This is a genomic window from Bacillus benzoevorans (assembly GCF_014207535.1).
GTDB lineage: Bacteria > Bacillota > Bacilli > Bacillales > Cytobacillaceae > Bacillus_BD > Bacillus_BD benzoevorans.
The window spans coordinates 98,976-123,595 of sequence record NZ_JACHGK010000012.1; the positions used below are offsets into that span (position 1 = coordinate 98,976).

General features: G+C 40.6%; 24 protein-coding genes and 1 other RNA gene. 19 read left to right on the top strand and 6 right to left on the bottom strand.

Annotated elements, in window-relative coordinates; translation table 11 throughout:
- Window positions 1-68: 68 nt before the first annotated feature.
- The 8 genes from HNR53_RS16050 (at window position 69) to HNR53_RS16085 (ending at window position 8,304) form a co-directional block, all read left to right on the top strand.
- Window positions 69-1,280, top strand: coding sequence for a GNAT family N-acetyltransferase (locus HNR53_RS16050; protein ID WP_184527820.1), 1,212 nt, complete (start codon window positions 69-71; stop codon window positions 1,278-1,280).
- Window positions 1,281-1,622: 342 nt separating this feature from the next.
- Window positions 1,623-3,503, top strand: a complete 1,881-nt coding sequence (locus tag HNR53_RS16055) for a XylR N-terminal domain-containing protein (protein ID WP_184527823.1) — start codon at window positions 1,623-1,625, stop codon at window positions 3,501-3,503.
- A 315-nt stretch (window positions 3,504-3,818) separates the two neighbouring features.
- Window positions 3,819-4,943 carry a ferritin family protein gene (locus HNR53_RS16060; protein WP_184527825.1) on the top strand — a complete coding sequence of 375 codons (1,125 nt, stop codon included), beginning with the start codon at window positions 3,819-3,821 and terminating at the stop codon, window positions 4,941-4,943.
- Window positions 4,944-4,966: 23 nt separating this feature from the next.
- Window positions 4,967-5,263: an MmoB/DmpM family protein gene (locus HNR53_RS16065; RefSeq protein ID WP_184527827.1), complete on the top strand. Its 297-nt coding sequence runs from the start codon at window positions 4,967-4,969 to the stop codon at window positions 5,261-5,263.
- Window positions 5,264-5,277: 14 nt separating this feature from the next.
- The gene (locus tag HNR53_RS16070; protein ID WP_184527829.1) at window positions 5,278-6,780 is read left to right on the top strand and encodes a YHS domain-containing protein; all 1,503 of its coding nucleotides are present in this window, start codon (window positions 5,278-5,280) and stop codon (window positions 6,778-6,780) included.
- 29 nt (window positions 6,781-6,809) lie between these two features.
- A complete protein-coding gene (locus HNR53_RS16075) occupies window positions 6,810-7,088 on the top strand; it encodes a ubiquitin family protein (RefSeq protein WP_184527831.1) in 279 nt (92 codons plus the stop codon).
- Window positions 7,089-7,252: 164 nt separating this feature from the next.
- Window positions 7,253-7,423, top strand: coding sequence for a hypothetical protein (locus tag HNR53_RS23240; RefSeq protein ID WP_246439616.1), 171 nt, complete (start codon window positions 7,253-7,255; stop codon window positions 7,421-7,423).
- 302 nt (window positions 7,424-7,725) lie between these two features.
- The gene (locus HNR53_RS16085; RefSeq protein ID WP_184527833.1) at window positions 7,726-8,304 is read left to right on the top strand and encodes a DUF502 domain-containing protein; all 579 of its coding nucleotides are present in this window, start codon (window positions 7,726-7,728) and stop codon (window positions 8,302-8,304) included.
- A 319-nt stretch (window positions 8,305-8,623) separates the two neighbouring features.
- On the opposite strand, the gene HNR53_RS16090 is transcribed toward HNR53_RS16085, so the two are convergent.
- Window positions 8,624-9,247: a LytR/AlgR family response regulator transcription factor gene (locus HNR53_RS16090; protein ID WP_246439618.1), complete on the bottom strand. Its 624-nt coding sequence runs from the start codon at window positions 9,245-9,247 to the stop codon at window positions 8,624-8,626.
- 461 nt (window positions 9,248-9,708) lie between these two features.
- On the opposite strand from HNR53_RS16090, the gene HNR53_RS16095 reads away from it, so the two are divergent.
- Entirely contained in the window at window positions 9,709-9,858 is a 150-nt protein-coding gene (locus tag HNR53_RS16095) for a hypothetical protein (RefSeq protein ID WP_184527835.1), read from the top strand.
- Between the two features lie 46 nt (window positions 9,859-9,904).
- On the top strand, window positions 9,905-10,570 hold the full coding sequence (locus HNR53_RS16100) for an adenylate kinase (RefSeq protein ID WP_184527837.1): 666 nt from the start codon (window positions 9,905-9,907) through the stop codon (window positions 10,568-10,570).
- 69 nt (window positions 10,571-10,639) lie between these two features.
- Here the strand turns inward: HNR53_RS16100 and HNR53_RS16105 are convergent, their stop codons facing one another.
- The 3 genes from HNR53_RS16105 to HNR53_RS16115 are packed head-to-tail and all read right to left on the bottom strand — an operon-like array spanning window position 10,640 to window position 13,663.
- Window positions 10,640-12,103, bottom strand: coding sequence for a spore germination protein (locus HNR53_RS16105; RefSeq protein ID WP_184527839.1), 1,464 nt, complete (start codon window positions 12,101-12,103; stop codon window positions 10,640-10,642).
- Window positions 12,104-12,119: 16 nt separating this feature from the next.
- Window positions 12,120-12,404: a hypothetical protein gene (locus HNR53_RS16110; RefSeq protein WP_184527841.1), complete on the bottom strand. Its 285-nt coding sequence runs from the start codon at window positions 12,402-12,404 to the stop codon at window positions 12,120-12,122.
- A gap of 14 nt (window positions 12,405-12,418) precedes the next feature.
- On the bottom strand, window positions 12,419-13,663 hold the full coding sequence (locus HNR53_RS16115; RefSeq protein WP_184527843.1) for an MFS transporter: 1,245 nt from the start codon (window positions 13,661-13,663) through the stop codon (window positions 12,419-12,421).
- A 166-nt stretch (window positions 13,664-13,829) separates the two neighbouring features.
- Between HNR53_RS16115 and HNR53_RS16120 the strand changes: the two genes are divergently transcribed.
- From HNR53_RS16120 to cysC, 4 genes are read left to right on the top strand one after another with little or no spacing between them, the layout of a single operon-like run.
- A complete protein-coding gene (locus tag HNR53_RS16120; protein ID WP_184527845.1) occupies window positions 13,830-14,600 on the top strand; it encodes a phosphosulfolactate synthase in 771 nt (256 codons plus the stop codon).
- Complete coding sequence (locus HNR53_RS16125; protein ID WP_184527847.1) at window positions 14,582-15,118, top strand: histidine phosphatase family protein; 537 nt, start codon at window positions 14,582-14,584, stop codon at window positions 15,116-15,118. The genes HNR53_RS16120 and HNR53_RS16125 overlap by 19 nt, the downstream gene beginning before the upstream one ends.
- Window positions 15,119-15,144: 26 nt before the next feature.
- Complete coding sequence (locus HNR53_RS16130) at window positions 15,145-15,855, top strand: phosphoadenylyl-sulfate reductase (protein ID WP_184527849.1); 711 nt, start codon at window positions 15,145-15,147, stop codon at window positions 15,853-15,855.
- A gap of 41 nt (window positions 15,856-15,896) precedes the next feature.
- On the top strand, window positions 15,897-16,499 hold the full coding sequence (cysC, locus tag HNR53_RS16135; RefSeq protein WP_184527851.1) for an adenylyl-sulfate kinase: 603 nt from the start codon (window positions 15,897-15,899) through the stop codon (window positions 16,497-16,499).
- 7 nt (window positions 16,500-16,506) lie between these two features.
- Here the strand turns inward: cysC and HNR53_RS16140 are convergent, their stop codons facing one another.
- Entirely contained in the window at window positions 16,507-17,121 is a 615-nt protein-coding gene (locus HNR53_RS16140; RefSeq protein WP_184527853.1) for a YitT family protein, read from the bottom strand.
- Between the two features lie 220 nt (window positions 17,122-17,341).
- Here HNR53_RS16140 and HNR53_RS16145 point away from each other — a divergent pair, with 220 nt between their 5' ends.
- Both HNR53_RS16145 and HNR53_RS16150 read left to right on the top strand, forming a co-directional pair.
- Window positions 17,342-19,579 (top strand): DEAD/DEAH box helicase, encoded by a 2,238-nt coding sequence (locus tag HNR53_RS16145; protein WP_184527855.1) that lies wholly within the window; start codon window positions 17,342-17,344, stop codon window positions 19,577-19,579.
- A 106-nt stretch (window positions 19,580-19,685) separates the two neighbouring features.
- Window positions 19,686-20,945, top strand: a complete 1,260-nt coding sequence (locus HNR53_RS16150; RefSeq protein WP_221452359.1) for a DUF445 domain-containing protein — start codon at window positions 19,686-19,688, stop codon at window positions 20,943-20,945.
- 44 nt (window positions 20,946-20,989) lie between these two features.
- Here HNR53_RS16150 and HNR53_RS16155 read toward each other — a convergent pair whose 3' ends face one another.
- Window positions 20,990-22,369 (bottom strand): amino acid permease, encoded by a 1,380-nt coding sequence (locus HNR53_RS16155; protein ID WP_184527859.1) that lies wholly within the window; start codon window positions 22,367-22,369, stop codon window positions 20,990-20,992.
- A gap of 420 nt (window positions 22,370-22,789) precedes the next feature.
- On the opposite strand from HNR53_RS16155, the gene HNR53_RS23480 reads away from it, so the two are divergent.
- The 3 genes from HNR53_RS23480 to ssrS all read left to right on the top strand — a co-directional run bounded on the left by HNR53_RS23480 (window position 22,790) and on the right by ssrS (window position 24,527).
- Window positions 22,790-22,918 (top strand): hypothetical protein, encoded by a 129-nt coding sequence (locus tag HNR53_RS23480; protein WP_281391848.1) that lies wholly within the window; start codon window positions 22,790-22,792, stop codon window positions 22,916-22,918.
- Window positions 22,919-23,344: 426 nt separating this feature from the next.
- On the top strand, window positions 23,345-24,190 hold the full coding sequence (locus HNR53_RS16160; protein WP_184527861.1) for a tyrosine-type recombinase/integrase: 846 nt from the start codon (window positions 23,345-23,347) through the stop codon (window positions 24,188-24,190).
- A gap of 139 nt (window positions 24,191-24,329) precedes the next feature.
- Window positions 24,330-24,527, top strand: a non-coding RNA gene (ssrS, locus tag HNR53_RS16165) — 6S RNA.
- Window positions 24,528-24,620: the final 93 nt, after the last annotated feature.

A 24,620-nucleotide genomic window follows, 5' to 3' on the forward strand; every position in this document is an offset into this window, starting at 1 on the left:
ATGAAGTAGAGGGAAAAATAGTGTGAATGAGTCTTAAAAAAGTGAATTATTGGTTTGGAGGTTTGAGGATGAGCCGGTTAGATAGACTCCGAATGGGGCAAGTGGAGACAAGACATTTTCAACAGTTTAATGAGTTATTGCGTTATGTATTTCAAGTAACAAAAAAAGAATTACAAATGGTGGGGTGGGAAGAACGTGAAATAGCCCTTGCCAAGCTCCCTGTATTAGAAAAAGCGGATGTGCTCGGCTGGTTTGATGGGGAAAAACTGATTTCCCAGCTGGCGGTTTATCCCTTTCAAGTAAATATTTTTGGTAGAGTCTTTGAAATGGGCGGTTTGACGGGTGTCGGTACTTATCCCGAATATGCCAATATGGGTTTGATGAATAGGCTGATGCGGCAGGCGTTACAGGACATGCGGGATAGAAAGCAGTCCATTTCTTACTTATATCCTTATTCTTTTCCTTTTTACCGCCGCAAAGGCTGGGAGGTCATAACCGATAAGATGACTTTTGAAATACAAGATCACCAATTGCCGAAAGCCAAAAAGGTTCCTGGCTATGTAGAAAGACTCGATACAGAACACCGGGATGTGCGCATGGTGTACAGACGATTTTCGCAAATGCGCCATGCGGCGATGATTCGTAATGATTTAGCTTGGGATGAGTACTGGAGATGGGATTTGGACGATTTAACAGCGGCCGTTTATTATGATGCCACACATAAGCCGCAAGGGTACCTGCTTTACTGGATTTCCAAAGATGTGCTGCACGTGAAGGAAATGGTCTATATTAATCAAGAGGCACGGACAGGACTGTGGAATTTCATCAGTGCCCATTTTTCTATGGTCTCAAAAGTGGTTGGGAACACATACACGAATGATCCATTGGCCTTTTGGCTCGAGGACGGAGATATTAAAGAAACGATCGCTCCGTATTACATGGCGCGTATTGTCGATGTGAAACAATTTATTGTGCAATTTCCCTTTAAGGCAGTGGGAACAGAAATTAAATTGGCGTTTCAGCTGGATGACCCGATATTGGAGTGGAATCAGGGGCTGTTTACCCTTCATGTCTCTAGTACCGGTGAAGGAGAATTAACCCAAGGCGGGGGATCGCCGGACTTTGTGTTAAATATTCAATCACTAACCACGATGCTGCTTGGCTACAAAAGACCCTCTTATTTGTCCAATATCGGCCGTCTTACCGGCAATAAAGAAACGGTGGAAATTTTGGAGCACTTAATTGAACGAGAAACCCCTTACTTCTCAGATTATTTTTAAAGCTGCCGCTCAATTCGGCAGTTTTCTTCTTTTCTATCGTGATAACTAAATAAAACCTACAGTTTTTTTAAAAAATTTCGTAGATCTATGTCATTGTTTATAATATTCAGAAAACTTACAATAAGTCTATCATCGACATGAAAAATGATTGATGAGCAAACCTAATGTACTGTCCATTATCATTGGTAAATTTAGATGACAGGAGTGAGAGATTTATCCAAAAGGTTCATTTTTTTCTAGACAGACTGCATCCCCTTTATTATTATTTTTAACGTATACTAATAGATAGAAGAATCTGAGTATTCATTCTCATTCTATTGAAGGTGAAGGGGATAAAAATGGATGGAGCAGCTGAATCAACTAAATCACTTATTTAACCTTAATCAAAAAAATGATTTGCTCTATGTGAATGAAATACGGCATCTCTTAATTCCAAGCAGTTCATTTGGCATTCTGCAGCGCGAACTCATTGAGAATATTGGTTTGGAGAGGATGAAAACCTTTTTCTTTCGCTACGGCTGGAATATCGGCATCGAAGACGCAAAAGAAATTACGAAGGACTTATCCATTAGTCTGATGGAAAAAATTCAAGTGGCACCAATTTTTCACTCATTAAAAGGGCATGTAGTAGCAAAAATCACCGAACAGGAATTGGAAACAGACGGTGATCGGGTTGTAAAGTTCCTCCTTAAAGGATATTGGGAAGAATCCTATGAAGCGGAACAGCATATAAAAAATTTAGGAATCGCGGATCATCCTATTTGTTATACGCTGACCGGCTACGCCAGCGGGAGTATGTCCCATATATTAGGTGAAAAAGTCTTTTTTAAAGAGCACCAATGCAAAGGCGCCGGAGATTCTTACTGTACATGGGAAGGTCGTATGTTGTCGGATTGGGAAGAATCAGCCTATGAAGAGTTTATCAATAATTCAGAGCTTCCTATTTTAAAAGAACTCGAACAAACCTATGAAAAACTTCTGTATGAAAAAAATAATCTTTCACTAGTCATGAAAATTGAGCATGAACTGACAGATGCAGTCGTGAAAGGAAATAATATCGAGACCATATTGTGCATTGTGGAAAAACATATTAAGAGGCCTGTTATTGTTGAAGATGTCTTTCATCAGATACTGAAAGTAAAGGGAATTACGAAAGAAGAGTACGACCCGATTCAAAGCGAATTTAAAGGGTTCCTCGAAAAAAATGCCTTACAATATATTAAAACATTGCAGCACTCAGACTGTTGCCGGCTGGTTACTCCTATTTTCCTGCAAGAAAAAATGGTTGGTTATTGCTCCTTTCTTTATGATGTAGAGGATAAGCTTCACAAAGAAGTAGATTCGATGATCATCCGCAGGCTGTCTACCGTCTGTTCCTTCATTTTGCTGAATGAAAAAGTAAGATTGGAATCGATGGAACGGGTGAAAGGGTATTTCTTTGAGGAAATCATGAATGGAAAATATCAATCAGAGCAGGAGGTATTACAGAAGGCTTTCTTTATCGACCTGGATTTTACAGGGGGATATTATGCGCTTCATCTTAAATATCATATCACAGCTGGACCAAACAAACTGAACCCTAATTTTCATAATGAAATTTTTGAATGCGTTACCAAATATATGTCGGAGCAAAATATCCGGGTGTTAATCGGGCAGAAAACAGACAGCTTGCAGCTGCTGCTGCCGCAAAAGCAGTTAGGCGGGAAACAAATAGGGCAGATGATGTATCCTTTCATGTCTTTTCTGCGAAAGAGGCTAAAAGATACTGTTTGGTTTGCCGGGATTAGTTTAATGCATAGTAAAGTTTTGGAAGAAGTACAAGGTGCGTTCCGCGAAGCGTACACAGCAGTAAAACTCTCAACTAGAGAAGTGCCGATGACCTTTTTTCAGGAACTGGGCATCCTTGGGGTTCTGATTACGCAGGACAATAAAGTGGCGATTCGCAATATGGCTGAATTAACACTTGGGAATCTATACAAAGATCTCGATCAGGGGAAAGTCGAATTGATCGGAACGCTGTATACCTTTCTTACGAATGGCGGAAATTTTGAGCAAACGGCAGAACAATTGGCCATTTCGATCAGCGGCCTGCGTTACCGCCTAACCAAAATCACAAGTTTTTTAGGAAGCGACCTACGCGAGCCGGAAAGAAGATTTCAATTGCTGTTAGCGCTTAAGGCATTAATCATTTTAGATGATGAATGGCTGGAAATACTGAACTAACCAAATGTAAACATACTTGTTGTCTTTATAGACTGCCTTTCTTTTTCAAAAAAGGGCAGTCTGTAAAGATAGAAAACAAGCTGATGACGATAAGCTTGTGAATTCCATCTATCCTGGCTTAATATTCTGCAAGTAATCTGATCACCTGGTAATGTGATTAAGAAACGCGGCAGTTTAATAAGTTAAAACGTTTACATTGTGTCTGCTCTGACAGAGCCTAAATAAATATAATTCCCTGTAAACAAACGGGGATACAGAGTTTTGTTTTGTCAGTTCTATATAGAATTTTTTGCATGGACAAGGGAGGAAAAAGTGATGACAAAAGAAGAAACTGGATTTAAGAAAACGATCAGGGATCAGCCTTGGGACTTTAAAACGAAAAATGAGTATGAAGAAGTAACGCTAAGAATGCAGCCGTATGTACACATGCATTACCGTCACAAATACGATGGGAAGGATTTTGATATCTATGACCCTCGTTATACTAAATTAAAATCATCCGACTGGGAAGCTTTTCGGGATCCAAAAAAATTCTGGTATACGACTTATGTCAATAATCGTAAAAAAATGGCAGAAGAGACAGAGAATGCGTTTAATTATGCAAAGGAATTAGGCGTGATTGAAAATCTTTCCCCGCTATGGGTAGACGCACTAAGAGAACTCTATACACCATTGCGCCATCTTGAATATGGCGAGAGTGTGCAAATGCAGTATGTCATTCGTTATTCTTTGGGAACCGCAATTGAACAATGTGCAACATACCAAGCTTTTGACAAAATCGGCAGAGCCCAATGGATCACGCAGTGGGCGATCAATATGGAAGAGCATCACGGTGATTTCCTCAAAGCAGGAAAAGAAGTTCTCTTAACAGAACCTGCATTTCAGCTCCTTCGCGGTTATGTTGAAGATGTTCTTGTGACAGATGACTGGGCAGAAGTTCTTGTCGCAACCAATTTAACACTGGATCTTTTATTAGGAAACCTGATGTACCGCGAATTTAATAAAGAAGCTGTCAAACAGGGGGATACACATTTATCACTGTTGAACCTCGTAATTGGCAAGCAGTTGGATTGGAGTCGTGACTGGGCTGTATCGCTCTTAGGAATGCTGGCAAAGGATGAAGCAGAAAGCCGCTGGGATTATTTAAAAGCGATGGGCTATGAAGATTGGGAAGGCGATTACCGCTGGGGCAGAATCATGAGTGACCCGAGAGAAACTCCGGAAGAAACGCAGACAAATCTGGAAATTATCCAGGAATGGGTAGAGAAGTGGTATCCAAAAGCATACGAGGCCGTGCTGGCTTTAGCCCCATTATTTGAGAAAAATGGTGTCGAAATCAACCTTCAAGAAACATTGAAAAAGATTGAAGAAGAACATATCGTTCCAGTGTATAAAAAACACAAATTACCACTAAAACAATATGAAATAGCTATTAACTAAGAGGGAAGAAAGGGAGTAGAATCATGGCAGTGACAGAAGCCTATGTTGGTATGGATTTAGATACAAGCGGCGGATCCATTGTGACAGCGATCATTTCCGCGATTGAAGAAGATAATGAAGGAGTTATCGTGGAAGACTATATGGTCTATAAAAAGGTAAAATCCCCCAGGAAAATGGTGTTAAACCGGGAAACGGTAGAAGAGCATCTCGGGGCTGATTTTGACATGGATCAATTACACATTTACATGTCATCCTGTTTTGGATTTATCACCGATTGGGATGAAGAGCAGATCACGATTGAATGGACAGAAGCAGAATAAGGAGGCAAAGAATAATGGCAAAATTAGGAATTAAAGAAAAATATCATGCAATGACAAGGGATTTAATGTGGGATCCGCAAAATTATGATAAAAAAGTAGTCTATCCTTTGATTGAAAAAGAAGGAATCATCCTGAAGGACCCAAGCAGATGGGAAGACCCGTTTCGCATGGCCTACAACCAATATGTCAAGATCCAATCAGAGAAGGATGGCATTTATCATTCAGTCCGCAATGCTTTTGAAGCAAACGATGGTCATGCAAAAGTAGTCGATTCCCGCTGGTATGAAGGGGTAAAATTATTTGCCGTTAACGTGCAGCCGGGCGAATATCAAGCTCACCGCTTAATGGCTTATATTGGGCGCCATATTCCAATTGAAGCGATTCGCTTTGCGACCTTTAATCAAGCGATTGATGAGCTGCGCCATGCACAAATTGAAATTAAACATTACGCCCATATGAGTAAGCAAATGGACGGGCTGCATAATATTCCTCGTACATCGCAAAACCTATGGGTGAATACGGTCGTTAAATCATTCTTTGATGATGCGATGACTGCAGGTCCGTTTGAGGCACTTATCGCCATTTCGTTCTCATTTGAGTATGTATTTACCAATATTCTGTTTTTACCGTTTGCTTCTTCGGCTGGAGCAGTAGGGGATGAAAACTTTGCCGCAGTAGGGAAAACGGTGCAATCCGATGAATCCAGGCATATGGCATTAGGAATGGCTGCGCTGAAAATGCTTCTTGAAGAAGATGAGCGCAATGTTCCAATTATCCAGGGATGGCTTGATAAGTGGTATTGGAGAGCATACCGTATGTTCTGTGTACTGGCTGCCCTTGTCGATTATTACCCGCGCATCCGTCCAATCTCATGGAAGCAAGCGTTTGAAACTTATATTGAAGAACAGGTATTTAATGGCTTATTTAAAGATTTGAAAAAATACGGCATCCGTCTGCCAAAATTTGCCCAAGATAGCATCAAAGAAAAAGAAACCTATTCTCATTCGGTGATGCGCCTGCTTGATCAATACAAAGTGGCCAATCCTTATCGGGTATTTACACTCCAGCCGGATGACTATGAGTGGCTGTCGAAAGAATATCCGATGTTTGAACAGCATTATGCATCATTTTTCCATAATAACGATGAGGACATCCATGCGAATAGTCATCCTGGTCTTCCGGCTGTTTGTTCTGTATGTCAGGTTCCGGCAGAATTTCCGAATCCGGATAATATGCTAGAGCTGTTGACACAGTACAGTGAATACAAGGGAAAAACGTATATGACTTGTTCACCGGGATGTAAACATATTTTTGATAACGAGCCTGAAAAATACAGCCAATTCTGGTGGCCGGCAGAAGCATATTTAGGTGGAGAATTTGGCGAGGATCCAATCGCCGGAATGTTTAAATATACCGGGTTAACTCCGGAAGAAACGGGTGAGCACTATACATCAAGGGATCATGCCCGTTGGTTAGAGCACCGCAGACATTTAGGATTGGACAAGATATATTTCTAAAAAGTGTAAATGGAATAGGAGGAATTTAAATGGCAAACTATTTAAAGCATGAAAATCAACTAATTGTTTGGCATGTCATGAGACGAGAAACAGAACAGAATCGTAGTAATATTGGATTGCCAACTCATTATGATATGACAACGAATGAATTGCTGAAGGCCTGTTTGGACACCTATCAGGCCGATAAAGGAAAAAACTACCGTTTCGTATTTAAACGAGAAAATGGTGATGTTGAAATCCCATTAGATAAAACGTTAAAAGAAGCAGGGTTTCGCAATGGAGATTTTTTAGAAATCATTGCGGTTTAACTAGTCGGAACTTTCAAAAATGATACCCTTGAGGCGGCCTCGTGATTCATGTGAGGCCGCCTTTTATTGAACAAAGGGGGAAATTAGATGGCAAGAATCATGCGCATGGGACGCATTGAATTAAAGTATTAGATTTAGAGAAATCAGTAGATTACTATACAAATGTGATCGGGCTTGAAGAAACTGGCCGTGTTGGCGACAGCGTCTATTTTAAGGCTTGGGATGAATACGATCATCATTCTTTGATTTTAACAAAAGCAAAAAGTGCCGGTGTAGCTTATGTAGCCTTTAAAGTGGAGATGCTCGATGACTTAGCTTACTATGAAAGCAAGTAGAGCGATCCGGCTGCACAACTACACGTATCTCCAACCATACGAGATTAGCAGAAGGAGAAGCAATAATGGTTGAGATGATAGCAGAGGATCGAAGCAGATCTTCTGCTTTTTATGTTTTTTGCTTTTTTGCAGGAGATTCGGACAGAATAGAGCTTGGAAAGAGAAAAGCTGTCCGAATACATAACACTTGCTTGCAAAACAGCTTCGCACATATAATAGTTGAGTTGGCAGGAAGGAATTAGAATTTGGAAGATACAAGGGCTGCCTCTGCACACGACCTTGGCATTTGAAGGAGTAGAAGGATGAAAAGTATTTTACGTAATTTTGTAAAAGGGGTTTTAACGATTGTCCCCATTGTTCTAGTTATTTTCGTCATTTATAAAATATTTATGTTTCTTGACGGAATTCTTGGCAGTTTCTTAAAACCGTTTTTGCATGATGATTATATCCCTGGTTTCGGTCTATTGTTTACGTTTGTTTTGATTTCCGTATTGGGATGGATGTCGACGAAGTTTATTACGGGGAGGATCCTCCGCATTGTTGACAGACTTCTGGAAAAAATACCGTTAGTCAAAACGCTTTATTCCGTGATTAAAGATACCATCCATTCATTTTTCGGGGAGAAAAAATCATTTTCGAAGGTGGCGATTATCACGATTCCCGGAACAGAAGTAAAAACGATCGGCTTTATTACTTCCGAAGATTTGGAAAGCTTCTATAATCCGTTAAAAGATCATGTGGCCATCTATATCCAGCAGACATTCCAAATTGCCGGGATGACTTTTTTAATTCCCAAGGAAAAAGTAGAAATTATCGATGTGAAGCCGGAAGATGCGATGAAATTTATTCTTTCCGGAGGGATGACATCAACGAAAGAGTGAAGGTAAGAGGTATGTTCTCTCCATTTATTGGCAGAGGAGATGCCTCTTTTTAAAGGCATTTGAACGGATTTTTAGAAAAGACGAAATCTGAGCAAAAGTCGACGATATATACTTCAAAGTCGATGATAAACGTCAGAAAGGGTCCGCCATTAAGAAAACGGAACAATATTATAAGCAAATACAGAAGATAGCATGTGAAACAAATTCATTTCAACCGTACATGCGCCATTATTTGGATTCAATATGTAAAAATTATTAAGAGGGCTCCATTTTTACTAAACAGAGCCTGTCCTAAAGTGGTGCAAATCCCAAATATTGCTCAAAATCCAAGTATCTCCCTGACACTCGCTACATAGGTCTGGCTTACGGTTAATTCTGGAGTGTCCGGCAGCTTTAGCTTTAGATTTAAGTTGGAAGATAAATCGCGGGAAAAATGCTGGATAAAAGCAATATTGACAATAAAGGAACGGTGAATCCGGATGAATGTACCAGGCAGCCTTTCCTCAAGCACTCTCAGTGTTTGAATCGTGCTGTACTTGCCCTTGTCGGTATAAAACCATGTTTTCTTTTGGTGGCTTTCAATATAAGCAATTTCTGCAACAGGGGTTGGTGTCCAAAACTCTCCCTGCTTTCCTGTTAGGTAGGAAAGGGGACCTGCTTTTTCTAATGAAAAGGAAGGGGGAAGAATGATGGTTACAGCACCGTGAAAGCCGATTTGGTTTTCGATTGGATATCCGACACCGTAATAAGGGATGCCGAATACAGTCTCCGGCACCAAAAATTCAACCCGGTCCTGCTCTTTAATCACCCGCTCAGCGACACTCCCCGCAGGGATTGGCTGTCCGGGCCGAATTTTTATATCATGAATACCGGAAATGTAATCTATGTATTGGGATTTATCGGCAATGGCAATAGAGGCTTCAGGCGGGACCCAATCTTTCATGAATTTGTTCAGCTCAAGAGTATTCATCGTTTGAGTTTTCACATCCTTCTGAATATTCAATCTACATTATAACGAAAATCTTGTTCTATTTCCACAGGATCCGCTTCATCGGAAAATATTCCGTTCTATCCTTTTTTTTAGACATCTAAACATCATCGTTATATAATTAATGACAAGAAGCAACACGAAATAACTTGATTGAAAGCGCTTTCCTCATCGTTTGAAACCAAACTGCAAGACAAGAAAACCTTCCAAAAGAGGATGTCCATCCCATGATTGATTTGTTCCAGTATTCAAAATACTTCAAGGCTTAGTAGTTTCCTTATACATCTAGGTATACTTCTCCAGCAGCTAATGTCATTCTCTTGGTTGGAAGATCTGTTTAACCTCGGTCTATTAAAGGACAGAAGTTAAAACGATTTGCTTATTCTTGATTATGAATGGATAAGGGGGAAATGAATATGTACTACATTATGTATGGGAAAGAAGATATCATTTGTGAAAATTTCGACCTGGTGATGGACAAAATCGTCGAGGGCTGGAAGTTATATGGATATTCAGACAGTAAACAGCTGGCTGAATCATTATTGCATGAATGTGAACATTATTAGAGTTCATGATGATATAGATAAAAATGACAAAAGGAGAATTAAAACGATGAATTTATTATTGATGGGACTGCCGGGGGCAGGCAAAGGGACACAAGCAGAACGAATGAGAGAAAAATTTGACATTCCGCATATCTCAACAGGGGACATGTTCCGTGCAGCAATTAAAGAAGGAACTACACTTGGAATAAAGGCAAAGGAGTTTATGGATGCAGGGAACTTAGTGCCGGATGAAGTCACAATAGGAATTGTGCGCGAACGTTTGGCCAAGGATGATTGCGGGAAAGGGTTTTTACTTGATGGTTTTCCAAGAACAACGGCACAAGCTGAGGCACTTGAACAAATATTAGCCGATACGGGACGGACGATCCACTTTGTGCTGAACATTGATGTGGCAGAAAAAGAGCTGCTGGCCAGATTAACAGGAAGGCGTATTTGCCGCAGCTGCGGTGGAACCTATCATATTATATTCAATCCGGTAAATGTGGAGGGAGTATGTGATAAATGCGGCGGCGAACTTTATCAGCGTGATGATGACAATGAAAAAACGGTTGCAACGCGACTGCAGGTCAATATCCGGCAGCAGCAGCCGCTTCTTGATTTTTATCAGGAAAAGGGATATTTACGTCATATTGAAGGCTCGCAGCATATTGACAATGTCTTTAAGGAAATTGAAGAGGTTCTTTGCCAGGCAGTGGCTAAGGAAAATAAATAATTCATTTGTGACATCCCAGGAAAGCATGTATATTCAGCGTCAAATTTGCTGAATATACATGCTTTTATTTTACCTGTCCGGATCCTGTGGATGAAGCACACGCGGGCGGCGGTTCTTTAATGGAATCGGGGTCCGGATTAGAACATCACGGAATGCCTTGATATTAAACGGGATAAACGGCCATAAGTATGGGACACCAAAGGATTGCATCCGTACGAGGAAGAAAACAAACAAAATCGTACCGACAACATACCCGGGAGAACCGAACAAGGCTGTGACAAGCAATAAGGCGATCCGAATTAATCGGTTAGCCAGGCTTAATTCATAACTCGGAGTAGCGAATGTTCCAATCGCAGCAATTGAAAAGTAGAGAATGACCTCATTCGTAAATAAGCCTACTTCAACCGCAACCTGCCCGATCATTAAGGCGGCTACTAAACCAAGGGCTGTTGCCAGGGAGGTTGGAGTGTGAATCGCAGCCATCCGCAGCATATCAAGACCGACTTCTACTAATAAAAACTGCACTAGCAATGGGATCTGGCCTTTGTCATTTGGTCCGATAAAATCAAGACCGTTCGGCAGCAGCTCTGGTTCAATATTGAATAAATACCAAAGCGGGAGAATAAATATCGAGGCAATTACCGCTAAATAGCGGACAAATCTTAAATAAGCACCGCTTAATGGTTTATTCCGGTATTCTTCGGCATGCTGCAAATGATGCCAAAAGGTGACCGGCGTAATCATGGCCGATGGCGAGCCGTCAACAAAGATGATGACATGACCTTCAAACAGGTGTGACGCCGCCGTATCGGGCCGTTCCGTATAGCGGATCACCGGGAAAGGATTCCAAAAGCCGCCTGAAATATACTCATCTATCGTTTTTTCGGCCATTGGCAGGCCATCCGTGTCGATTTTAGAAAGCTTGTCTTTCATTTTTTCGACCATATTCATATCGACAATATCCTCAATATAACAGATCACAATATCGGTTTTGGAGCGCCGCCCAAGCTGCATAAACTCCATTCTTAAAGAACGATCCCTGATTCTTCTTCTTGTTAAGGCCGTATTAAAGACAATGGTCTCGACAAAGCCGTCACGGGAACCACGCACGACCCTTTCTGTATCTGGTTCTTCCGGCCCGCGGACAGGATAAGTACGAGCATCAATCATAATCACTTGATCGATTCCGTCAACGACGAGAGCAGTGGGACCTGAAAGCACACCATCGACCACTTCGTTTAAATTATCCTGGGTGCTAATCTCCACATACGGGATATAGGTTTTAAGCAATTTTTCCAGGGTGTCCGGTTCAATTTCTTCCTTTTTTACTTTAGTAAAAAACTTCATTAGCAAATGGAGCAGGTCATCTTTGACCAGACCGTCGACAAGAAAAAGCGCCATTTTCGTTTCCGCATACTCAAGTTCCAATTGAATAATATCAAAGCTTTTACCAACGCCCAGCTCTTTATGTAAATACGCAACATTTTCTTCAATATTCGGTTTGACCGCTTCCTTTTCCATTAATTTTTCCATAATTCACCTCCGAATATTATTCATTCTCCTCCTCATCATTCAGCTTAATTTTTTCACAGCCGACATACTGACAGGAGTAAATGTCCATTCCTCCTTTTGCCTTAGCCAGCCCTTTTAAATAAGGAGTCAACAAATCTTTAAAATCTTCTCGTACCCCTCGTTCCTCCAAAATCCCGTATACATAGATTTTTTTTTCGTCAAATAACAGGGAAACGGTTCCGACCGCTTTTTGTGCAGAATCTACTACATTTAATACTTCAAAATGAGGGGTAATGACCTCGGGTGAAAAGTATATTTGCACGTTCACCGGCTCCTTTAAGTAAATTGTAATTTTTCAAATAAGGTGTCTTGATTTTTGGAAGGTTTTTTCTTTTTCACGTCAATGAGCAGGAGACAAAGGAGGGCGACAACGAGCGTCAATCCTCCCGTTACTAAAAACATTCCTGTGCGTGACCAAGCCATTAATGTACCGTAAATCGGCGGTCCAATGGCTACTCCTAAAAAGCGGACAGACCCATATAAGGATGTGACAAAGCCGCGTTTATCTTTGGAAACCGAGCCGGTAATAAAGCTGTTAATACAGGGCAGTGTCAGACCGGTTCCGATACTGCTGATAACGAGAACAGCAAAAAAAGGGATTAAGCCTTTGACAAAAATTAAACAGGCAAAGGATGTCGTCATAAAAATTAAGCCGAGAATAATTAAGGTTTTCATCAGCCGCATGTTTTTCCCAATTTTGCTTCCGGTAATATACGAAGTAATCGTCATACATAACAGCGGGATTGCCAAAATGCTGCCTTTGATCACACCATCCTTTTGATAGGTTGTTTCAAGAATATCTGAAATATAAAAAAGAATACCGAAAAGGGTAAATAAACAGGTCGCACCGGTTAAATATGTAACAAATAACCAGCGTCCTTCGCTTTTAAAAACGGACCTTAACCCTTTTATATATTTGCTGACAGGCGGTGGTTCCTCGTTTTTCTTTTTCTCCTTGATAAAAAAAATCGTTAATAAAACGGAGATAAAGCAAAAAATCGGAAATGCCCAAAATGCCGCATACCAAAAAAGAAGCGCCAATAATGATCCGATAATCGGGCTGATGACCTTTCCCAAGCCGTTGGAGGCCTCGACAAGTCCCAGTACTTTGCTTTGTTCTCCACCTTTGAAAAGATCGCCTGTCAAAGCCATGGCAATCGGCGCGGTTCCCGCTGCTCCGATTCCCTGCATGACTCTCCCTGCCAAGATCCATGTATAAGCGCCTGCGAACCATGCAGCTGCGGCACCGGCAAGAAAACCACCGCTTCCGTAAAGGATGAGTGCTGGGATAATCACAGCCTTTCTAGAAAAACGGTCAGATAAATAGCCTAATATAGGAATGGAAATCGCAGCGGCAATAGAGAAAACGGAAATAATTAAACTGACTTGAAATTGAGAAATGTCCAACTCTGATTTCATTTTCGGTAATATGGGAATCAGCATTGAATTTCCTAACACGAGAATAAGCGGGATTGAACCGATTGCGAGTATGGTTAAGCCTTTATGTTTTTGCTTTGGCAATGATTTACACCCCTGACTTTCAAAATATCTCTTCTATTGTTTGACAATTGATCATGGTTTATACAAGTTCATTTCCTCTATGACAAAATCGGCATGAGCCCAATATCTACACATTCACCCAGTCTCTGCATAATCTATCATAGAAAAATAGAGGAGGCGTTTGATTTTGGACTATTTAGACTTACCACAACGGACTTCAGGAGAGCGAACGTACGGCCTGACTTCCATTATTGATTTAGGCACATCCATTGGTGAGTTGACCCATATATTAGAGGATTATTCTTCCTTTATCGATATTGCAAAAATAGGAATTGGCTCGGCGTATGTGACACCCATTTTGCAAAAAAAGATTGACCTGTATAAGCAGTTCGGCATTAAACCTTATTGCGGCGGGACTTTATTTGAAAAATGCTATTACCAAAACAAATTGCCCCAATACTTAAGGAGTTTGACTGATTTAGGGATCGAATGGGTTGAAGTTTCAAATGGCACCATTGATATTCCCCTTCATGAACGCCTTAAACTGATTTCTGAAATCAAGCAAGACTTTCATGTTATCGCTGAAGTGGGGTCTAAAGATTCAGGCGATAATCTCACTGTTTTTGAATGGGTGAACGAGATGAAACAGTTACTCGATGCAGGCAGTGAATATGTCATAACAGAGGGAAGAGATTCCGGAACTTCGGGAATTTACGAGGATAATGGGCAAATTAAATCTAATTTGATCCATCAGCTTGTAGAAGAAGTGGATTATATGAAAATTATTTTCGAAGCTCCGACTCCGAAGCAGCAAATGTATTTTATAAATTTACTCGGAGCAAATGTGAATGTCGGAAATGTGAAAATAAGTGAAGTACTGGTCCTTGAGACGCAGCGGTGCGGATTAAGAAGTGAAACGTTTTTTGTGGAGGAGCAAGGATGCAAGTTACCTTTATAAGGCATTTGCCGACAGAGTGGAACAAAATGGGAAAGCTTCAGGGCAGAATGGATATTAGTCTTTTACCGGTTTCAAAAGAATTAGCAAAAGGAATCCGGCACAACCAGCGGTACCTAAAGAAACTCGCTCCATTTGATATCGTTCTTTCCAGCAGCTTAAAGCGGACGCAGCAGACAGCAGAAGTGTATGGGTATAAAAGTGAAACAGATGCATTATTAGATGAATTAGATTTTGGTCCATTTGAAGGACGGTCAAAGGAAGAATTGCATGAGGAATATGGAAAGCAGTGGCTGGAGGAGCCAAAAACATTAGTTTTAGGAGAAAGCATGGCGCATTTAGAAGAACGAATCTTATCCTTTTTAAAAAAATATCAGCATTTCTCCAATCTATTAGTCTTTGGACATGGTTCTTGGATCCGGGCCATGATCTCCTATTCCTTATACAGCCATATTAATGATATGAATAAAGTGACAGTAGACAATAACGCGTGCTTTACTCTATTAGTGAATCCAGAATGAGAGAAGGAAAGAAATGGGGGAGTTAGATGAACAAAAGCCTAACCTATGAAAATTGGACTGAAGAAAGACAGGTTAAAGCCTTAAGTCATAATTCTGATTATTTAGACGTCCTGAAATGGGCCTATCAAGAATATGGAGATGAGATCATCTATTCCTGTTCCTTTGGGGCTGAAGGGATCGTATTAATGGATTTAATTCATAAAGTAAACAAAGGAGCAAAGATTATCTTTCTTGATACAGGACTTCACTTCTCTGAAACGTACGAGTTAATTGCCAAAGTGAGAAAACGCTATCCATCCTTAAATATTTCCCTCATCAAACCGCAAATGAACCTGCAGCAGCAGGAGAAATGGTATGGGGATGAATTATGGAAAACCAATCCCAATCTATGCTGCCATATGAGAAAAGTAGTTCCATTAAGGGAAGCATTGAGCGAAAAAAAAGCATGGATTTCCGGTTTACGGAAGGAACAGTCTCCTGCGAGAAGTCATATCCAATTCATCAATAAAGATGAGAAGTTTAAAAAGATAAAAATTTGCCCCCTGATTCATTGGACTTGGGAGGATGTCATGACTTATCTTCACCGAAATGAACTGCCCTATAATCCGTTACATGATAAGGGTTACCCAAGTATAGGCTGTACGGCCTGTACTCTGCCTGCTGCAGTAAATGAAGATTTCCGTTCAGGGCGCTGGGCAGGCTTTTCCAAAACGGAATGCGGATTGCATCAGAACTAATCTCTGAGGGAGATTTTGACGAAAAAGTAAAGGAGAGAACCATGCAAAAAGCCAACCTTATTTGGCATCATTCTACCGTGTCAAAAAAAGATCGTCAGCTGCAAAATGGCTATAAGAGCTGTGTCCTTTGGTTTACCGGATTGTCAGGTTCAGGAAAGTCGACATTGGCCAATGCTGTAGATTACACTTTATTTCAAAAGAAAATCAAAAGTTTCTGTTTAGACGGAGATAATATCCGCCTCGGTTTAAACCGTGATTTAAGCTTCGCAGAAGAGGATCGTAAAGAGAATATCCGCCGGATTGGCGAAGTAGCAAAGCTGTTTGTCGACAGCGGTCTCATTGTCTTAACGGCATTTATTTCTCCTTTTCGCGAGGATCGGGAAACGATCCGGAAAATGTTTGAGACCGATGAATTTATTGAAGTTTATCTCCAGTGTCCGCTGCAAGTGTGTGAAGACCGAGATCCGAAAGGTTTGTATAAAAGAGCAAGGAGAGGTGAAATTTCCGACTTTACTGGGATTTCTTCTCCATATGAGCCCCCATCGACTCCCGAAATCGTCATTGATTCAAATGAATGTTCGATTGTAGAATCAGTTGGTGAAATCTACCAATATCTAAAAGAAAAGAAGATCCTGATTGATTAGGATCTTCTTATTTTTTCCGCCAATTAGCTGATAAGAAGGTGAGATGATGAAATTTCAAGGTATAAAGGTAGTCAATGATATTCGTTGAAATCAATTGACAGATGATAGCAAAGATAACAATTTTATAATCGATAATAAGTGCCGTCAGCAAAAAGATCAGCATATTAATCATCATCATGACTTTACCAGGACTCCATTTTTTATATTTGGCAATCATTAAAGCGGGAATCACCATTCCGCCGCTTGATGCGCCTGAGCGGATTAACAGCCCGACGCCAATACCGAATAACAGACTGCCGGCGATCATATCGATCCCTATATGTACATGCGGTAAAGTGAATTGAGAAGTAACAAGCGTCACCGTTGTGGATGTGACGGCAACAGAAAATATAGTCCGAATCGTCCAGGTGAAACCGAAATACTGGAGGGCAAATATCAAAAACACAATATTGGCGAGCCACAAGGAAAAGCCAAGAGATAAATGAAACCAGTGGTTCAATAAAATTGCTAATCCGGCCGCACCGCCTGAGGGTATCGAGTGGGGAAACAAGAACAGGGACATGGACAATCCTTGTAAAAAGGCTCCGGTCAATAAACAACAAAAGGTGAACAGAGATCTCATGGTTCATGGTCATAAATCTTCATTAATCTATTTGTTAGTCCCAAATTCTTTTCCTCCCCAAACTCCCTTGTCTTGTCCATTTTATGAAAAGAAGAGGCGATATATGTCACGCTTGTACATCTGCATACCAAAACTCATTGAAGATTTAGGTGCAAATATGATATGTTCTAGAAATCATGAAAGCAGAAAAAGTTTTTTGAATTGAAAATAAGGGGAAACCATGATGTCCACGCAAACGTATATAAAAGAATGGCAGCAGGCGCTGCAGCATGAGATCGTTCATTTGAAAAAATTTGGCGGGGGAAGCCGGTGGACGATAACCAATGGAAGGCTGTTATCCCACGATGGGCAGGCCTCCTATTATTTTGATACGGCATTTCCCTTAAAAATACCGGTAGGATCATCTATTAAGCTCAAATGGGGAGGACTGGAAGCTTGCGGGAGGGTGCTTTCCTCCGAAGGCAAAGGGGTCCTCCTCTCCCTGGAACAATCGTTTGGAGATCTGATCTCTGAAGCCATCTTAGCGCACGATCCATGGGAACTGCTGCAGCAGTTAATCGATCGCCTCGACGAAAGCAAGAAAAGCAAACGCAAGAGAGCAAGGATAAAAAGGCTGATGCATCCTTCCATGGAAGCGAAACACCCTGTTGAAAAAATTAAAAGCGGTGTTCATGAGTTGATCCTAAGGTCAAAATACAATCCGATTACTTTCGTCTGGGGTCCGCCGGGAACCGGAAAAACATATACGCTGGCAAGAACGGCGGCGAATAAATATTTTCAGAAAAAGCGCGTTCTGATCCTATCACACAGCAACCAAGCGGTCGATGTTCTTGTTGCGGAATTGACGGCTTTTGTGAAAAAGAAAGGCCGGTTTTCGGAAGGAGATATTCTCCGCTATGGTTCGAATACAGGAGAAGTGCTGTCACCTTATGAAGCAGTCACAACAAATGGACTGATTGAAAAGCGGGATCCGGTACTTTCGCAAAGCAAAAATAAGCTGCTTGACGAAAGACGTCTGTTAAAAATGGATCTTAATCGTTCTTTTAGTAAAAGAGATTCAGCCGATTTGCTGGATCTTGAACATAAAATCGCCAGACTGCTGGAAAAATACCGGCAAAAAGAATTAAAGTATTTACAAGAAGCTTTTATTATCGGGACCACCTTGGCCAAGGCTGCAAGCGACAGTGCCATCTATGAAAAGGAATATGACGTTGTCATTCTCGATGAGGCAAGCATGGCCTATGTACCGCAGGTGGCATTTGCTGCAGGGCTGGGCAGGAGAATGATTGTTTGCGGTGATTTTAAACAACTGCCGCCCATTGCCTCAAGCCGGGACCCGTTAGCGGTTAAATGGCTTAAGGAGGATGTCTTTCACCGTTCAGGAGTGGTCGATTCGTTAACCAGCGGGAGTTTGCATCCCCATCTCTTTTTATTAAAAGAACAGCGGCGCATGCATCCTGAAATTTCAGCCTTCACCAATCGCTGCATCTATCATTCGCTTGTCGGAGATCATGAAAGTGTGAGGTTGAACCGAAATGAAATGGTACAAAGGGAACCGTTCCCCGGACGGGCATCCGTCCTCTTGGATATGAGCGGAACAGGAGTGTACGGCTTAAGTGACAGAAGATCGAATTCGCGCTATAATCTCTGGCAGCTGCTCATTTCTTTGCAATTGATTCATGAATCGTATCTCGCCGGGGCTAAGTCAATCGGATATGTAACACCATACCGCGCGCAGGCGGATTTAATGGGACTGCTAATCGAGGAACTGTATGGGAAAGAGCGGCTCGAAACGGATATGATTGCGGCAACTGTCCACAAATTCCAGGGCAGTGAACGGGATGTGATGATTTTTGATACGGTGGACAGCGAAGGGCAGAACCGTGCCGGAATGCTCTTGACGGGTAAAGACAGTGAACGGTTGATTAATGTGGCGATTACAAGAACAAAAGGGAAATTCCTCCATGTCAGCCATGTGGATTTTTTCCAAAAACATGTCTATCGCAGCAAAACATTAAGACAGCTCATTGAACACCAACAAAGGCAGAAACAGACGGCGGCACTGAAAGAAATTGGAACATGGATCAAGCACCAGCAGCAAAAGCTGCGCTGGATCCATGCACGAAAATTAACACCTGTATTTCATGACATTGATTCTGCACAACAAGTTATTATCGTTTCCTTACCGGGGGACATGGTATTATCGGCACAATGGATGGAAAGATTGAACAATAGAGGTCATCGGGTACATTTGACGGTTATATCGAACGGTGAATGGAGCGGTCTTCGGGTAAATGAACGAAAGGAAGAGGCTTTTCCTTTCCCATTTGTTATGATTGATGAACAGATCCTCTGGCTCGGACTGCCTTTCGAAGGGATGAAGGGCGTACAGCCGCCATTTGTCGCTGTTCGACTCATCTCGGAAAGGATTTGTGAATATTTAGCCGATCAATTTTGATGAAATTTTTCAAGAGACTGATATACTTATGATGGTAATAGTCATGCCGCTGCTGCACTGGCTAAAATGATATACTGCAGTTGGATAACAGGTAAGGGTGAGGAAAATGAAATTGGAAAAATCGAAAGGGACAAGGAAAATTGCCAGGTATTCACTCATGATTATGGGGGCAGGCTTTCTTGCTACAGCGCCATTTCAAGAGGTAACTTGGGTAGAACTATTGCATGGCGGATTTGAGGCCGGAGTTGTCGGAGGTTTAGCAGATTGGTTTGCCGTTACGGCTTTATTTCGTCATCCGCTTGGCATCAAGATTCCGCATACAGCGTTGCTGCCAAATAACCGGGAGCGAATGACGAATGCAATTGTAAAAATCATTAAAAATGACTGGCTTTCGAAGGAAAGCATTCAAGAGAAAGTGAAAGCGATCCATTTTTCGGAAAAGATGATCATCAGTATTGAAAAAGAAATAGAGTCAGATTATGCAAAAAAAGCCGTTATCAAGCTTATCAAGGAAATGCTCCACTATATTGACGCGGATAGGATTACTCCCTATGTCAAAAACCAGCTTCTTTCTGCTGTTTCTAAGGTGGACATGCGTAAAATTCTTGTTACCATCAGTGATACATTACTAAACGAAGAGTGCGATAAAAAGGCTTTGAACCATATTCTTGATAAAGCGGAAGCATGGCTGAAGCTGGACGAAACTGCTTTAAAACTAGGGACTGTTTCGATGAATGTCCTTAATAAAATTGAAGTGGATGGTTTTCTGCAATTTGCCATCAAATCGCTGCAAAGTATTTTGAACGAGGAAAAACTAGGAGGGATTATACAAAACCTGCTCTTAAGCATATTAAGAAGCCTAAAGCAGGAGGGAGATCCAAACCGAGAGGCATTGCTTGCTTACATCCAGAACGAGATAAGCGGGATTGGAAGCAACGAGAAACTGCTGCAATCGGTAGAGCATTGGAAGTCGCTGCTCCTGGCAAATTGGGAGCCTGAGCAAATGATAACCGCTAGCTTGAATCAGCTGAAAGAAAACGCAATCGAGCTTGTCGAAACCGATGGGTTTTATGAGAACAATATTATCCCATTGATCTACCATTTATTAGAAAAGCTGAAAGGACAACAAGATGCGATCGATCAGTGGTTCCAGCAGCAAATTGCCATTCTTATTGAAAATAATCACGACAAAATCGGTGACCTTGTGCAAGAGAATTTAGATAAATTAGATAATGAAACACTCATTGATATGGTGGAAAATAATATTGGCAAGGATCTGCAGTGGATCCGGGTAAATGGTGCCGTTTGCGGTTTTGCGATCGGAATGGTCCTGACAACGATACAAATGGTAACAAGGCTGATGTAGCGTTGTTCAAATCATAGGTATAAGAAAAAGTCTAGGAGATTCTCCTAGACTTCATTTGATGCGACAGAAGTACTTTTAAGGTTTTGCGCCTTCCCTTTCTTGACAATAAAAGAAAGAATGAACAAGACGGCTAATGTTGAAAGACAAACAATGGTTCCAATAAGATTATTTTTATTAAAGATAAAAGCAACAAAGATTCCAGTTAAAGACAAAGCTCCAAATATCGTGACGTATGGGAACCACTTCACCTGAAAAGTAGGTTTAAGCGGGTAATACGGGCGAAGTTTTATCTGGGCACAGCAGATTCCGATCCAGATAACTAAAACTGTAAATCCTGGTATCGACATCAAGTAGCCAATTACTTGATCCGGTGTGATATAGGCTAAGAATACGCCGCACAAGATGAATAAAGTGGTTAAAATAATGCCATTAAGCGGGATACCTTTTTTGCTTGTCTGCATAAACATCGCTGGTGCTTCTTTGTTTTGCGCCATCGTAAACAATGTTCGAGAAGTTGCATAAATACCGGAATTCGCTGCTGATAAAACGGCAGTTAATAGGACGAAATTCATCATGTGTGCCGCGGCCGGAATTCCAGATAAACTAAAGACTTGTACAAAAGGACTATCTTGTCCGTTCACTTGATCCCAAGGAATAATCCCGCAGATAATGAGAATAGGCAAAACGTAAAAGAGAATGACACGCAATACGGTGCTTTTAATGACTTTAGGGATGACCTTTTCGCTGTCTTTCGTTTCCGTTGCCGCTACTCCGATTAATTCAGCCCCGCCATATGAAAACATCACAACTAAAAAGGCACCCAGCATACCGCCGATTCCATTTGGGAAAAAGCCGCCATGTGCTGTGTAATTCGACACAGAGACAGTAGAGGATGCCGGGAATACACCCGAAAGAATCAGAGCTCCTAAAATAATAAAGGCAATTAAAGTAAAGATTTTAATGCTGGCAAACCAAAACTCCATCTCTCCATAGTTTTTTACTTCAAAGAGATTAATGCCTATGATCACTGCTGCACAAAGGACACTTAATAGCCATAACGGAACATCAGAAAACCAATATTGCAAAAAGCTTCCGGCGGCGATTAATTCGACCACGGTTACCACGACCCAGTTGATCCAATAAAGCCAACCGACAATAAAGGATGGCTGAAATCCAAATGCTTTATGAATAAGATGCTGCACATTTAAATTAGGATAAACAGTGGCCATCTCGCCTAATGCCGCCATAACAATAAACAGCAGCAGACCGCCAATCATATAAGCGATCACAACACTTGGGCCGGCCATATTCAATGTCTCTGAACTTCCTTTAAAAATACCCGTTCCGATCATCCCTGCTAAGGCAATGAACTGAACATGCCTAGGTTTTAAACCTCTTTTTAAATCATGCTGATTTTCACTCATGAGCTTCACACCCTGTTATTTTTATCTACTATTAAACTGTGACAATAAAAAATCTCATTTACTAATGTAATTAAACGCTTTTAAGTAGTGAAGAATTACTATCTCAATATATCATATTTTATCTCTGTGTCAATGTGAAACGGAAAGGGAAATGGCAGCTTTAAATGAATTATTTTAGAATATCTGGAAGTAATGGAGGAGACAAACTAGCAGATCTATCAAATTAAGTTAAAGAGGATAATGAAATAAAATTTTGAACGTTTTGTGAACAAAATAGATGCAAAGATTTCATAGGTTGTGCTATGATAGATATAATTATTAGAATATTCAAACAATACTACTAACATGCAAGTTTATCATAAAGATTCTGGGGCAATAATGGTTTTAAGACATTGTTTTCATTATTTGGAGGTGGGTAAAATGAATTTCATTTATATTCTCAATTTCTTGATTCCGATCCTTTTTGTTGCGGTCTTTGGTTTTTGGTTAGATGGATCGACACAGCCGGATCAAGACAAAGTAAGAAAAAAGCTGCAAAGAATTAAATAATAAAAGGAAGTTCGGCGAAACCATACGTTGAAAAATCACGTATGGTTTTTATTTTTCATCGAAAGCTGGCTAAAAAAGGATTTCCTTATTAACTACATATAGAACGTGTGCAAGGGATTTCTCGCAGCAGAGAAAATATCACTACTCAAAAAATAATTTTTTAATATCGCTAAAAATCAAAAATAATTTTATATTATTCTAAATATTTGAAAAATACAGTGGAAATAAGCTATAATAGTAAAAAGATTTGTCCTCATCCGCCATGTTTATCATTAGACTTCAGGAGTGGCGGCAGTTGGGACGATAGGATTTGTTAGGTGAAAAGAAGAACTTTATGCCCAGATTCTGGAGATTTCGTCGAAGTTTACTTCTTATAGGAAATTAGTTATAATTATATTGCCAATTGATAATTAGGAGGTTTCAAAATTGAAAAAAAATTCTTCTGAAGCTATTCCGCTGATTCTTGATTTTTGCATTTGGTTAGAAGAGCAAAAGAAATCACCCAATACGGTAAAAACGTATGGACGTGAGTTAGAGAAGTATCAAGAGTGGCTTCAAGAGAAGGGATCAGGGATTGAGCAATTACAAAAGTCGGATATCCAATCCTATATCTATTATTTAGAAGAGCAGCAAAAGAGTGTGACAACTATCGATAAGACGATTGGTGTCATCCGGACGTTTGCCAAATTTTTAAAAAGACCCGAGCTTACTTTTGCCCTAGATATGAAACCTGTTGAAAAAAACAATGAAATTGAAACACTGTCTGCTAAAGAATATACGCAGTTATTTAAAAGTGTGCAAGCAGACGGAGACCTTCGTAATATCACGATTGTATACGTGCTGCTGCATACAGGGGTTCGAATTTCGGAGTTGTGCAATCTAAACCGATCGGATATTGATATAGAGAAGCATGAATTGCGAATCCGCAAAATGAATGAGGAAGATCGGATTGTTCCTCTGTCAGAAGAGGCCAGAAAGTATTTGGAATTGTATCTCGAGTCTCATTCACATGAAGCCGTATTTATTTCAAATGTAGGAGAGCGTTTAACCGAAAGGGCTGTGCAATATATGCTCAAAAAATATGATGTAAATCCGCAAAAATTAAGACATACATTTTGTCAAAGACTGATTGATAATCATGTCGATATCGAAACGGTATCCCGCCTCGCTGGTCACAGGGACATCAATGTGACAAAAAAATATGTTAAAGCCCAGATGAACAAACATAAAATAGAAAATGCAATTAATGATGCTTTTAAAATGACAAAATAGTTTTCTGTGTAGATAGAAGTGAAAGATCTCTCTGACCATTGACCAAAAAAGCGGTCGCAATGGAAACTTGGATATAGTAACCAATAAGGTTGGAAACGATTACCGTTGAAAGCATCGTGATAATTTATTAATATAAGAATACAAGCTGCGTTGTACGTAACGATAATTAAGTTTTAACCTTTAAGCTGTAACAGGGAGTTTAACATCGGAACATGAATGACAAACCTCTGACTATAGTCAGGGAGGGCATGCAGGAGTGTTTCTTGAGAACACCCACTTTTAGGAGTGGTGGTTTAAAACTTTCTTAGTATAATGATACGGCAAAAGCGGCTCTTTCAAACTGATACCAAGCCAGTTTCCAAACGGGGGCTGGTTTTTTTGTATTGGATTTGATGATAGACTGGAACAATGAACCCCGCTTTTGAGCGGG